This is a genomic window from Micromonospora sp. NPDC050187, assembly GCF_044459745.1.
In the GTDB taxonomy this organism is placed as follows: domain Bacteria; phylum Actinomycetota; class Actinomycetes; order Mycobacteriales; family Micromonosporaceae; genus Micromonospora.
Window position 1 is genome coordinate 212,486 of the sequence record NZ_JBITJH010000008.1, and the last position, 12,686, is coordinate 225,171.

General features: G+C 69.4%; 10 protein-coding genes. 7 read left to right on the forward strand and 3 right to left on the reverse strand.

Going from position 1 to position 12,686, the window contains the following annotated elements:
- Window positions 1-380 precede the first annotated feature (380 nt).
- From ACIBJE_RS15565 to ACIBJE_RS15585, 5 genes are all read left to right on the forward strand, one after another.
- Window positions 381-2,015, forward strand: coding sequence for an ABC transporter substrate-binding protein (locus ACIBJE_RS15565; RefSeq protein ID WP_396748529.1), 1,635 nt, complete (start codon window positions 381-383; stop codon window positions 2,013-2,015).
- A gap of 100 nt (window positions 2,016-2,115) precedes the next feature.
- Window positions 2,116-3,126, forward strand: a complete 1,011-nt coding sequence (locus tag ACIBJE_RS15570) for an ABC transporter permease (RefSeq protein WP_396748531.1) — start codon at window positions 2,116-2,118, stop codon at window positions 3,124-3,126.
- A 71-nt stretch (window positions 3,127-3,197) separates the two neighbouring features.
- A complete protein-coding gene (locus ACIBJE_RS15575; protein ID WP_396748533.1) occupies window positions 3,198-4,142 on the forward strand; it encodes an ABC transporter permease in 945 nt (314 codons plus the stop codon).
- Window positions 4,143-4,147: 5 nt separating this feature from the next.
- Complete coding sequence (locus ACIBJE_RS15580) at window positions 4,148-5,185, forward strand: ABC transporter ATP-binding protein (protein ID WP_396748535.1); 1,038 nt, start codon at window positions 4,148-4,150, stop codon at window positions 5,183-5,185.
- Complete coding sequence (locus tag ACIBJE_RS15585) at window positions 5,178-6,188, forward strand: ABC transporter ATP-binding protein (RefSeq protein ID WP_396748537.1); 1,011 nt, start codon at window positions 5,178-5,180, stop codon at window positions 6,186-6,188. The genes ACIBJE_RS15580 and ACIBJE_RS15585 overlap by 8 nt, the downstream gene beginning before the upstream one ends.
- A 186-nt stretch (window positions 6,189-6,374) precedes the next feature.
- Here ACIBJE_RS15585 and ACIBJE_RS15590 read toward each other — a convergent pair whose 3' ends face one another.
- On the reverse strand, window positions 6,375-6,722 hold the full coding sequence (locus ACIBJE_RS15590; RefSeq protein WP_396748539.1) for a chorismate mutase: 348 nt from the start codon (window positions 6,720-6,722) through the stop codon (window positions 6,375-6,377).
- A gap of 316 nt (window positions 6,723-7,038) precedes the next feature.
- Between ACIBJE_RS15590 and pcrA the strand changes: the two genes are divergently transcribed.
- Window positions 7,039-9,456: a DNA helicase PcrA gene (gene pcrA, locus ACIBJE_RS15595; protein ID WP_396748541.1), complete on the forward strand. Its 2,418-nt coding sequence runs from the start codon at window positions 7,039-7,041 to the stop codon at window positions 9,454-9,456.
- A 371-nt stretch (window positions 9,457-9,827) separates the two neighbouring features.
- Here pcrA and ACIBJE_RS15600 read toward each other — a convergent pair whose 3' ends face one another.
- Both ACIBJE_RS15600 and ACIBJE_RS15605 read right to left on the reverse strand, forming a co-directional pair.
- Window positions 9,828-10,637, reverse strand: a complete 810-nt coding sequence (locus tag ACIBJE_RS15600) for a M23 family metallopeptidase (RefSeq protein WP_396748542.1) — start codon at window positions 10,635-10,637, stop codon at window positions 9,828-9,830.
- A 261-nt stretch (window positions 10,638-10,898) separates the two neighbouring features.
- Window positions 10,899-11,615, reverse strand: a complete 717-nt coding sequence (locus tag ACIBJE_RS15605; protein WP_396748544.1) for a M23 family metallopeptidase — start codon at window positions 11,613-11,615, stop codon at window positions 10,899-10,901.
- Between the two features lie 405 nt (window positions 11,616-12,020).
- On the opposite strand from ACIBJE_RS15605, the gene ACIBJE_RS15610 reads away from it, so the two are divergent.
- Entirely contained in the window at window positions 12,021-12,425 is a 405-nt protein-coding gene (locus ACIBJE_RS15610; protein WP_396748546.1) for a cobalamin B12-binding domain-containing protein, read from the forward strand.
- The last annotated feature ends 261 nt before the right edge of the window (window positions 12,426-12,686 follow it).

Here is a 12,686-nt window from a genome sequence, read left to right on the forward strand (position 1 = left end):
CGCGGCGCGTGCCGGTACGTCACGTCACCTCGGCACCCTCGTCCGAGCAGGGGTGGAAAGTGCCCGCACAGCCGAATCCGCCATCATCTGGACGGGTGGAAAACAGCGAGCTTCCGTGGCGCTGCGGAGCGTGACGATGCTCACGCGGCGAAGCTCCCTGCTGGCGGTGCCGTCTGTGGTGATGCCCGCTGACCAGCGCTGCGGAACCGGTCAGCGAGCGACGATCGGTGCGGATCACGGCTCGGTGTGGGCCGATGTCGGCACCGTCCCGGCCGGGTATCGGCTTGATAACACCGCTTTCCGCTGCGGCGCATCTGGTGTCACAGTGGCAACCACCTCACAACCCCCTCGTGAGCCGAGCGCCCTGAGGAGGCACTCCCATGCGCGGGAAATTCCTGAAGGTGGCGGTCGCTGCGACCGCCACCGCCATGTTGGCCACCGCATGCAGCGGTGGTGGCGACGAAAATACGTCGGATTCGGGCAAGAGCGGTGGCGAACTCCGCGTCTACGCGTCGGAGCCGGCGTTCCTGCTGCCGTCCGCTGCGGACGACGAGCCGTCGCTGTACGTGATCCGTCAGATCTACCGTGGTCTGGTCAAGTACAACGCCGAGACCGGTGCCCCGGAGAACGACCTGGCCGAGTCGATCGAGTCCCAGGACCAGAAGCTCTGGACGATCAAGATCAAGGACGGCTACACCTTCGACAACGGTGAGAAGGTCAACGCCGACGCCTTCATCCGGTCGTGGAACTTCGCGGCGTACGGGCCGAACGCCCAGAACAACGCGTACTTCATGAAGCGGATCGCCGGGATCAAGGACGTCTCGTCCGAGGACCCGGACGGCGACGGCCCCAAGAAGGCCCCGGAGCCGAAGGCCAAGGAGCTCTCCGGCCTGAAGAAGGTCGACGAACTGACCTTCACCGTCGAGCTGACCGAGCCCTTCTCCGGCTTCCCGACCACGATCGGCTACCCGGGCTTCTCCCCGATGGCCGAGGCGTGCATCGCGGACAAGGACAAGTGCAACGAGACGCCGATCGGCAACGGCCCTTACAAGATCGAGGGCAGCTGGCAGCACAACGTCGGCATCACCGTCGTCCGCAGCGACAGCTGGAAGGGCGACCCGGGCAAGCCGGACAAGATCAACTACCGGATCTTCGCCGACGTCGACGCCGGCTACGCCGCCTTCCAGGCCGGTGAGCTGGACGTGCTGTACACCCTGCCGCCGGCGCGGTACAAGGAGGCCAAGGCCACCTACGGCGACCGCCTCTACGAGCAGCCGAGCGACAGCTTCACCTACGTCGGCATGCCGATCTACAACGAGAACTTCAAGGACAAGCGGGTCCGCCAGGCCATCTCGATGGTCATCGACCGCCAGTCGATCATCGACGCCGTCTTCAACGGCCGGTTCACCCCGGCCAGCGGCTACGTCGCGCCGTCCTTCGAGGGTGCTCGTGAGAACGCCTGCCAGTACTGCAAGAAGGACATCGAGAAGGCCAAGCAGCTCCTCGCCGAGGCGGGTGGCTGGAAGGGCGGCAAGCTCCAGCTCTGGGCCAACGCCGGCGCCGGCCACGACGCCTGGCTCCAGGCCGTTGGTGACCAGGTCAAGGCTGCTCTCGGCATCGACTACGAGCTGAAGGTCAACCTGCAGTTCGCCGAGTACCTGGAGACTGCGGACAACCGGAAGTTCACCGGCCCGTTCCGTCTCGGCTGGAGTGCGGACTACCCGTTCCTGGAGAGCTACCTCGCTCCGCTGTACAGCACCGGCGCGGACAGCAACAACTCCACCTACTCGAACCCCGAGTTCGACGCCCTGCTGAAGCAGGGTGACGCTGCCAACTCCATCCAGGAGGCGATCCCCTTCTACCAGAAGGCGGAGGACCTGATCCTGGAGGACCTGCCGGTCATCCCGATGTGGTGGGGCAAGGTGGGCGCGGTCTACGGCGAGAACGTCGAAAAGTTCGTCTGGAACGCCGTCGCGGACGCTGACTACGGCCAGATGACGATGAAGCAGAACTGAGCTTCACTTCCCTGATCTAGCCGTATGACGACGTGGCGGCAACGATCTCCCTACGAGGGAGGGCGTTGCCGCCACGTCAGCGCCGAGAGGAGAAACAGACATGGGGCGCTACGTCCTCCGACGGTTGCTCCAGTTCATACCCACCGTGCTGGGCACCATGTTCCTGCTGCACTACCTCACCTCGCTGGCGGTCCAGTTCAGCGGGAACCCGGTCCGGGCGCTCTTCGGCGACCGGACGCCGCCGGAGTCGGTCCTGAACGCCATGAAGGAACGACTTGGCTATGACGACCCGTGTCTGGACCAACGGGGCAACTGGTGCATCAAGATGTTCGGCAACCGGCTGGAGGACATCTTCCTCCACTTCGACTTCGGCGTTAACCTCCGCTTCCGCTCGGTGACGGACCTCGTGGCCGATGCCATCCCGTACACCCTGAAGCTCGTCGTCATCGCGATCCTCTTCGAGGTCGTCGTCGGCATCATCGCCGGTGTGCTGGCCGGTCTGCGCAGCGGCAGCTTCACCGACTACCTCGTCAAGATCTCCACGGTCTTCATGATCTCGGTGCCGATCTTCGTGCTCGGCGTCCTGGTTCGGGAGTTCATCGGGGTCAAGTTCGGCAACGTCGTGCGGGACCAGGACTGGGTGCCCGACGTGATCGCGGAGGGCGTGTTCAGCCCGGTCTTCAAGCCGGACTACCCCTGGGCCAGCCTGGTCGTCCCCGGCCTGGTCCTCGGTGCCACCGCGCTGGCCACCACCGCCCGCCTGACCCGGACCAGCATCATGGAGAACATCCGGGCCGACTTCGTCCGGACCGCCAAGGCCAAGGGCCTGAAGAACAAGCGGGTCATCGGCGTGCACACGCTGCGTAACTCGCTCATCCCCGTGGTCACCCTGATCGGTGTCGACATCGGCGGCCTGCTCGGCGGTGCGGTGGTCACCGAGACCATCTTCAACGTGCCGGGCATCGGCCGGCTGGTCACCCAGGCCGCCCGGACCGGTGAGTCGTCGGTGGTGGTCGGCGTGGTGACCATGCTCGCCCTGGTCTTCCTGGTCGCCAACCTGCTGGTCGACATTCTCTACGCCGTCCTCGACCCGAGGATCCGTTATGAGTGAACGACGACAGCTCACACAGCGGGCCGTCGGGGTTCCGCGGGTCGGCAGGTCGAAGCGAAACGAGGTGGGACATGAGTGACTTGAGCAGCGCCGGCACCGCAATGAGCGGTGACTCCTCAGCCGCCACCGCGGTGGCCGGCGCGCCCAGCCCGGACAAGGGCGGCAAGGCGCGTAGCGCGAGTCTCTGGGCGGACGCCGGCCGGCAACTGGTCCGCGACCCGATCTTCGTGATCGCGGCGATCTACATTCTCGTCGTCGGCTCCATGGCACTCTTCCCCAAGCTGTGGACGAGCCAGGACCCGCGGGACTGCAACACCGGCCGGTCCCGGATCCCCCCGAGCGGTGACCACCCGTTCGGCTTCGACATCCTCGGCTGCGACTACTACTCGCACGCCATCTACGGGGCCCGGCCCTCGATGCTGATCGCGGTGCTCGCCACCCTCGGCATCGTGCTGATCGGTGGTTTCTTCGGCCTGCTCGCCGGCTACTACGGCGGCTGGACCGACGCGATCATCTCCCGGGTGATGGACATCTTCTTCTCGCTGCCGTTCCTGCTCGGCGCGATCGTGTTCCTCACGGTCATCAAGCGGCAGAACGAGTGGACGTTGACCATGGTGTTGGTGGTGCTCGGCTGGCCCACCATCGCCCGGATCATCCGGGGCAGCGTGATCTCCTCCAAGGACCTGGACTACGTGCACGCGGCGAAGGCGGTGGGCGCCAACAACGGCCGACTGATGTTCCGGCACATCCTGCCGAACGCCATCGCGCCGATGCTGGTCTACGCCACGATCGTGCTCGGCTCGTTCGTCGCCGCCGAGGCCACCCTGACCTTCCTCGGTGTCGGCCTCCAGCCGCCCGCGCAGTCCTGGGGCATCATGATCAGCGCCCACCAGGTCTACTTCCTGGAGGACCCGTGGTTGCTGCTCTTCCCCTGCGGGCTGCTGGTCGGCACGGTGCTGTCCTTCATCCTCATGGGTGACGCCCTGCGTGACGCCCTCGACCCGAAGTTCCGGTGAGCAGCATGAGTTCTGACGTCAACGTCAAGATGGACGCTCTGCCCGGCCTCGACCCGAACGCGCTGCCATTGCAGGTCAAGAACCTCCAGGTCGAGTTCCGCACCCGCAACGGCATCGCCAAGGCGGTCAACGGGGTCAGCTTCGACGTGGCCCCGGGCGAGACCCGGGCGATCCTCGGTGAGTCCGGCTGCGGCAAGAGCGTCACCGCCCAGGCGATCATGGGCATCCTGGACAGCCCGCCCGGGTTCATCACCGGCGGCGAGATCCTCTACCGGGGCGTGGACCTGCTCAAGCTCCCGGAGGAGCAGCGCCGCAGGGTCCGGGCCAACAAAATCGCGATGATCTTCCAGGACGCGCTCTCCGCGCTGAACCCGGTCTTCACCGTCGGGTTCCAGCTCGGCGAGCTGTACCGCAAGCACCGGGGCATGTCCCGCAAGGACGCCAAGGCGCGCGCGGTGGAACTGCTCGACCTGGTCAAGATCCCGGCGGCGAACCAGCGGGTGAACGACTACCCGCACCAGTTCTCCGGCGGCATGCGGCAGCGGGTCATGATCGCCATGGCGCTGGCCCTCGACCCCGAGGTGCTGATCGCCGACGAGCCGACCACGGCGCTGGACGTGACCGTGCAGGCCCAGATCATGGCGCTGCTGGCCGAGCTCCAGCAGGAGCGGAACATGGGCCTGGTGCTCATCACGCACGACATGGGCGTGGTGGCCGACGTGGCGGACCGGATCTCGGTCATGTACGCCGGCCGGGTGATCGAGGAAGCCGGGGTCGACGACATCTACGCCAACCCGGCCCACCCGTACACCAAGGGTCTGCTGGAGTCGATCCCCCGGCTCGACCTCAAGGGCCAGGAGCTCAGCGCGATCAAGGGGCTTCCGCCGGTCCTGACGAACATCCCGCCGGGCTGCTCGTTCAACCCGCGGTGCCGGTACGCACAGGACGTCTGCCGCAAGGATCCCGCGCCGCCGCTGTACACGGTGTCGTCGGACCGGACGGCGGCCTGCCACTTCTGGAAGGAGGTCAAGGGCGATGGGTGACCTCGTGCTCGAGACCCGCGACCTGGTGAAGCACTTCCCGCTGACCAAGGGCATCGTCTTCAAGAAGCAGATCGGCGCGGTCCGCGCGGTCGACGGGATCAACATCGAGCTGCGTCGGGGCGAGACCCTGGGCATCGTCGGCGAGTCCGGCTGCGGCAAGTCGACGCTGGCCCGGCTCCTGGTCGGTCTGGAGACGCCCACCTCGGGCGACCTGTTCGTCCAGGGTCGGAACATGTCCAAGGTGGGCGCGTCGGAGCGGCGGCGTGGCCGGCGGAACATCCAGCTCGTCATGCAGGACCCGTACACCTCGCTGAACCCCCGGATGACCGTCGGGGACATCGTCGGGGAGCCGTTCGAGGTGCACCCGGACGTGGTGCCGAAGGCGAAGCGGCGGACGCGGGTCCAGGAGCTGATCGACCTGGTCGGTCTCAACCCCGACCACATCAACCGGTACCCGCACCAGTTCTCCGGCGGCCAGCGGCAGCGTATCGGCATCGCGCGGGCGCTGGCGCTCAACCCGGAGATCATCCTCTGCGATGAGCCGGTCTCGGCCCTGGACGTCTCGATCCAGGCCCAGGTGGTCAACCTGCTGGAGAAGCTCCAGGACGAACTGGGGCTGTCGTACATCTTCATCGCGCACGACCTGTCGGTGGTCCGGCACATCGCCGACCGGGTCGCGGTGATGTACCTCGGCAAGATCGTCGAGATCGGCACCGAGGACGAGATCTACGAGAACCCGACCCACCCGTACACCCAGGCGCTGCTCTCGGCGGTGCCGGTCCCCGACCCGAAGCTCCGTGGGCTGCGGGACCAGATCGTCCTGACCGGCGACGTGCCGTCGCCGGCCAACCCCCCGTCGGGCTGCCGGTTCCGCACCCGGTGCTGGAAGGCGCAGGACATCTGCGCCGAGCAGGTGCCGGCCCTGGAGGCACGGGAACACTCCGCTCACCCGAGCGCCTGCCACTTCGCGGAGCCCCGCGACGTGGTGCACGCGGTCGAGTAGCACAAAGACGCCGCTGATCCGGCCACCCGTACCGGGCCAGTGGTGAAAGGAAGTGCCTCCTCAGTATCCGGGGCGTCGGTCATCCGGCCGGCGCCCCGGATCTGTGTCGACCGGCGTGCCGGCCAGCGGCGTGACGACCCGCGCCGAAGCCGACCGGCGTGCCGACGGCAAACGCCGCGCGGGAGGTCAGAGCGGTCCGCGGCCGGCGCGCAGCAGCAGGAGGGCGAGCTGGACGCCGTCGGCCCCCAGCGCCGTCCGGAACCGCTCCAGGATCGCCTGCTCCCGGGAGAGCACCAGCCGGGTTCCGCCGGAGGCGATCCGGGTCCTGCCGACCTGCTGGGACAGACCGGCCCGCTCCTGCCAGAGCTCGATCAACCGTTGGTCGATCTCGTCGATCCGTTCCCGGATGGCGACGATCCGGGCCGCCGCGTCCGGCTCCTGCGTACCGGTCTGCGCCTCGACCGGGCCCTCCTGGCCGCCCGGACGCGTCGTCCCGGCCGACTCGCCGTTCTGCTCCACCACGTCTGTCATCATCGGGTACCTCTCGCACAGTGGTGCCCGGTGCCCGGATCCCGGGACGGAAAAGCCCCGGACTCCAGGAGCCCGGGGCATTCGTAGGTCTGATCGATCAGGCGCGACCTGCGGCTGCCGGACTCCCGGAGCCGTAGTAAAAGGAGAAGCGCTGACCGAACACGCCGTCGAGTATGCCCATCCGGTGGCCCGGGGCGCAAGCGTTCCGCAATTCGGCCGTACCGCCACCAGGACCGGGACGTCGCGGGGGAGGCGCGCGGCGGGCCGGGGACGCACCGCGGGCGGAAGTGTCGGTCGGGCGGCATAGACTCGCCGTGCGATGCATGCTCTCTTCGAAATCCCGCCGTCCCAGTCCGCGCCGGAGTCCCCGTCCGCCGTGCCCTCCCGCGCGGGCTCCGGACCGGCCCGGTCCGATCCGGAGAGCCTGCTCGCCGGGTTGAACGGCCCGCAGCGGGAGGCGGTCACCCACGCCGGGTCACCGCTGCTGATCGTGGCCGGCGCCGGCTCGGGCAAGACCCGGGTGCTGACCAACCGGATCGCCTACCTGCTCGCCGCGCGGGACGTGCACCCCGGCGAGATCATCGCGATCACCTTCACCAACAAGGCCGCCGGCGAGATGAAGGAGCGGGTGACCGCCCTGGTCGGCCCACGTGCGCGGCTGATGTGGGTGTCGACGTTCCACTCCGCCTGCGTGCGGATCCTGCGCGCCGAGCACGAGCACGCCGGGCTGAAGTCGACCTTCTCCATCTACGACGCCGACGACTCCCGCCGGTTGATGCAGCTCGTCGCCCGCGAGCTCGACCTCGACCCGAAGCGTTACCCGGCCCGGGGGCTGGCCGCCCAGGTCTCCAACCTGAAGAACGAACTGGTCGACCCGGAGGCGTTCGCCGACCGGGCCAAGGGGCCCAACGAGCGGGCGCTCGCCGAGGCGTACACGCTCTACCAGCGGCGGCTGCGGGAGGCGCACGCGCTGGACTTCGACGACCTGATCATGACGACGGTGCACCTGCTCCAGTCGCACCCGCACGTCGCGGAGAGCTACCGCCGCCGGTTCCGGCACGTGCTGGTCGACGAGTACCAGGACACCAACCACGCCCAGTACGTGCTGATCAAGGAGCTGGTCTCCGGCACCGAGGGCATCGAGCCGGCCGAGCTCTGCGTGGTCGGCGACGCCGACCAGTCGATCTACGCGTTCCGGGGCGCGACGATCCGTAACATCCTGGAGTTCGAGCGGGACTTCACCGACGCCCGGACGATCCTGCTGGAGCAGAACTACCGCTCCACCCAGACCATCCTGAGCGCGGCCAACGCGGTCATCGACCGGAACACCTCCCGCAAGCCGAAGCGGCTCTGGAGCGACGCCGGGGCCGGTGAGCAGATCGTCGGGTACGTCGCCGACACCGAGCACGCCGAAGCGGACTGGGTGGCCCGCGAGATCGACCGGCTGGTCGACGCGGGGGAGACCCGCCCCGGTGACGTGGCGGTCTTCTACCGCACCAACGCCCAGTCGCGGGTCTTCGAGGAGGTCTTCATCCGGGTCGGCCTGCCGTACAAGGTCGTCGGCGGAGTGCGCTTCTACGAGCGCAAGGAGGTCCGCGACGCACTGGCCTACCTGCGTGCGGTGGTGAACGCCGACGACACGGTCAGCGTCCGCCGGATCCTGAACACCCCGCGCCGGGGCATCGGCGACCGGGCCGAGGCGTGCCTGGAGGCGTTGGCCGGCCGGGACCGGATCTCCTTCGGGGCCGCGCTGCGGAAGGCGAAGGATGCCCCGGGGATCTCGACCCGGGCGGCGAACGCGATCACCGAGTTCGTCGCCCTGCTCGACGGGGTCCGCGAGCTGGCCGACACCGGCACCCCGGAGGAGGTGCTGGAGGCGCTGCTGACCCGCTCGGGCTACCTGGCCGAGCTGGAGGAGAGCCTGGACCCGCAGGACGCCGGCCGGGTGGACAACCTCCAGGAGTTGGTCAGCGTCGCCCGGGAGTACACCGAGCGGGTCGAGGCGCTCGGCGCGGACGGGGAGCGGGCCACCGTGGCCGGCTTCCTGGAGCAGGTCGCGCTGGTCGCCGACGCCGACCAGATCCCCAGCGACGACCCCGACCACCAGGGCGTGGTCACCCTGATGACCCTGCACACCGCCAAGGGCCTCGAGTTCCCGGTGGTCTTCCTCACCGGCCTGGAGGACGGCGTCTTCCCCCACCTGCGTTCGCTCGGCGACACCCGTGAGCTGGAGGAGGAGCGGCGGCTCGCGTACGTCGGCATCACCCGGGCCCGGCAGCGCCTCTACCTCTCCCGGGCGGTTACCCGCACGGCCTGGGGGCAGCCGGCCTACAACCCGCCGTCGCGGTTCATGGAGGAGCTGCCGACCGAACTGGTCCGCTGGGAGCGGACCGAGGGCTCGTACACCTCCTGGGCCGGCGGGGGCGGCGGTGTCGGCGGTCGGGCGGGCGGCGGCGACCGGCCCGGCACTGGCCGGGGCGGCGGGTTCACCGGCGGTACGCCACGGGCGGCGCAGCTCGCCAAGCGGCTCGGCGTGGACGGCAGTCGCCTCGCCACCGCCAGCGAGCTGCCCCAGGCTCCGAAGGTGGCGGTCGGTGACCGGATCAACCACCAGCGCTACGGGTTGGGCCGGGTGACGGCGGTCGAGGGGCACGGGCCGGGCGCGCGGGCGCAGATCGACTTCGGCGACCAGAAACTGTGGCTGGTGCTCCGGCACGCCCCGATCGAGAAGCTCTGACCGGCGCGGGGCACCGATCACGGCGCTGATCGAGTACCCGTACCGCGCGCCAGCGAGGTTGTCACCGCCGTCGGCCGGTCCCGTGGCCTGCGGAAACGGATCGGATCGTCGGCGTACCGCGTGAGCCCGCCGGCGCTGGGCCGGGCGAAGCCCGTCCCGGCAGCCTGAACCATCCGGCCGGGATCTCCCGGCGCGTCCCGGCCCCGGCTCCGCACACTCTCGTGCCGAGCCGGGGCCGGGCGGCATCCGGGGGTCCGGGTACGCGCCGTCGGTCGCCCACCACCACCGCGCTGCTGGCCGCGACTCGTCTCTGCGGGACGCGGGCACGTCGTCGAGGGGCAGTGGTGCTCCGGCGGGCCTCAGCCCCTGGGTCAGCAGCCCAGGTCGACGCCGCGGGCCCGCATGAACGGGGCCGGATCGATCTGGTTCCACATGCCACCCTGGTGCACCTCGAAGTGCAGGTGCGGCCCGGTGGAGTCGCCGGTGGAGCCCTCGCGGCCGATGGTGGTGCCGGCGCCGACCTTCGTTCCGACGGAGACCGCCGTCGAGTTCAGGTGGGCGTAGTGGGTCAGGTAGCCGTTGCCGTGGTCGACGAAGACCGAGATGCCGTACCCGTCACCGGCGTCGCCGGCCTTGGTCACCGTGCCGGCGGCGACGGCCCGGACCGGCGTGCCGGCCGGGAGGGCCAGGTCGATGCCGGCGTGCAGGGTGCCCCAGCGCGGCCCGTAGCAGGACGTGACCGCCGCGCCGGGCATCGGGTTGACCCAGGCGGCCTTCGGCTTGGCGGTGGCCTTCCGGGTGGGCTTGGGGGCGCTGGTGGCCTTCCGGGTGGGCTTCGGGGTCGTACTGCGGCTGGGGCTGGCCGAGGTCGGGGCGGGCGTCGGGGTCGTCGCGGTCGCCGAGGGGGTGACCGGCGGGCGGTCGGCGCGGTCGGCCCGGGCGGCGGCCTCGGCACGGGCCTCGGCGTCCAGGGCGACCGGGGCGGGGGCGGGGGCGTCGTCGGAGCCGGTGGCGATCACGGTGGCGCCGGTCAGACCGAGACCGACCAGGGCCGCCGCCCCCGCCACGAGGTACCGGGTCCGAAGCCGGTGCCACCAGGGGCGTCCGGCACCGGGTTCCGTGGCCTCGTCGCGGGTGTTCTGGTTCTGGCTGAAGCTGTCTTCCTGCACGGTGACCTTCACAGTCGAGGGGCTACGGGACCCGGAAATCGTCGGCCGGCCCGCCGACGCAGGTGGTCCGGGGTTCGACCGCGACCCGGGGAGCGAACAGGGTCGGTGCCCGGCTATGCCCTGGTACGGCGTCTTACGTCCAGAAAAATGATCATGCTGGAGAGTGCGAACGGTCACAGCTGGTCGAGTGACGCAGCACACTTTCGCCGCCGCGAGGACACAGAAAACCGCCCGGATCGTTCGATCCGGGCGGTGATCGGTCGTTGCGGTACGTCAGGACGCGGTTACGTCGCTGTAGATTGCCTCGACTTGTAGCTTGATGTCCACTCCGCGGTCCTGGAGCCACGGCACCGGGTCGAGCGGCTCGCCCTTGACGTGGACCTCGAGATGCAGGTGGGAGCCGTAGGAGTGGCCGGTGTTGCCGACCAGGCCGAGCTGGTCGCCCGCCTTGACCTGCTGGCCCTCCTGGACGCTGAGCTGGGAGGAGTGGCCGTAGATCGCCTCGCTGCCGTCGGCGTGCCGGACGATCACCGTGTAGCCGTACCCGCCGAACCAGCCGGCCTTGGTGACCGTGCCGTCGTGGATGGAGACGTACGGGGTGCCCTCCGGGGCGACCAGGTCGATGCCGGTGTGCAGCTCGCCCCAGCGCATGCCGTACGGGGCGGTGAACTCGTAGCCCTGAAGGGGCAGCAGCCAGACCTCGGGCTCGGCGGCCTCGTCAGAGGCCAGGCGGGTGGTGTCACGGCTGGCGCGCTCGTCGGCGACGGTCCGGTCGGCGAGCTCCTGGCTGGTGACCGACGCCTGCCGCAGCTCGTCGAGGACCGAGGGGCTGACGCCCTTGGCGTCGGGCATCGCGCTGGCGCCGAGGGCGACGACGCCCGCGCCGACGAAGGCGGTGGTGACGACGGCGGCGTAGCGGCTGCGGGGCGGGGTCGGCACACGGCGGCGGCCGCGATATCTATCGGGCTCATCCAACAGCTGCTGGCGCACGCACACCCTCCGTTGTCGGGTTTCCGATGCGGCTTCGTCGGGTTCGTGACGCTCAGACGAACTCCGACTGGCCGCGTCGTCACCCGTCCGTGGACCTGATGACAACCGTGGACACGGTAGCCAACGCCCGGACACCCCACAAGCCGGAGCGCCAAGTTGGGGTTTTATTTTGTCCGGTTGAGTGGTGAGTTGAACGGATTCGTTACCTTTGCTATTCGCCCTCGTTACCGCCTTTTCGTAGCTCTGCGTCATCACTACGCTGCGCATGTCCGACTGACGTGAGGCATGCCACCCATCGATGGATCGTCGGCCGGATTTCCCGGCCGGGGCGCGTCGGTTACCGTTCGTTCAGGTGATCTGCCGTCGAGCCGGTGGAACCGCTGAGCCTGTGAGAGGTGTGCGCTGATGAGCTCTCGTATTCGGGTCGTCGTCGCCAAGCCGGGCCTGGACGGGCACGACCGGGGCGCCAAGGTGGTCGCGCGGGCCCTGCGCGACGCCGGCATGGAGGTCATCTACACCGGGCTGCACCAGACGCCCGAGCAGATCGTGGAGACGGCGATCCAGGAGGACGCCGACGCGGTCGGGCTCTCCGTACTCTCCGGCGCGCACATGACGCTCTTCCGTCGGGTGCTGGAACTGCTCGCCGAACGGGACGCCCGGGACATCGTCGTCTTCGGCGGGGGGATCATCCCCGAGGCCGACCTTCCCGAACTGGAGAAGCTCGGCGTGGCGAAGATCTTCACTCCGGGAGCCACCACCCAGGCGATCGTCGAGTGGGTCCGGGACAACGTCGCCCAGCCGGTCGGCTGACCACCCGGGCGAGGACAGGCGGCCCGCGCGGAACACCGGCGGGAGACCGGACAAAGGCCAGGCAAAGGCCGGACCGGTGGGAGAACCCCACCGGTGAGCGCCCCGGGCGGTGAACGCACCGGGGCGAACGGTCGGAAACGGGGGGAGGGACCGGACGCACCCCTCACACGTCCGGCCCCTCTATGCACGATGCCCCGCCGCCACCCCTCGACCGACAGGGCATCGGCCGTCTCCCGTCATCGCGCTGACCAGCGCTCCGAC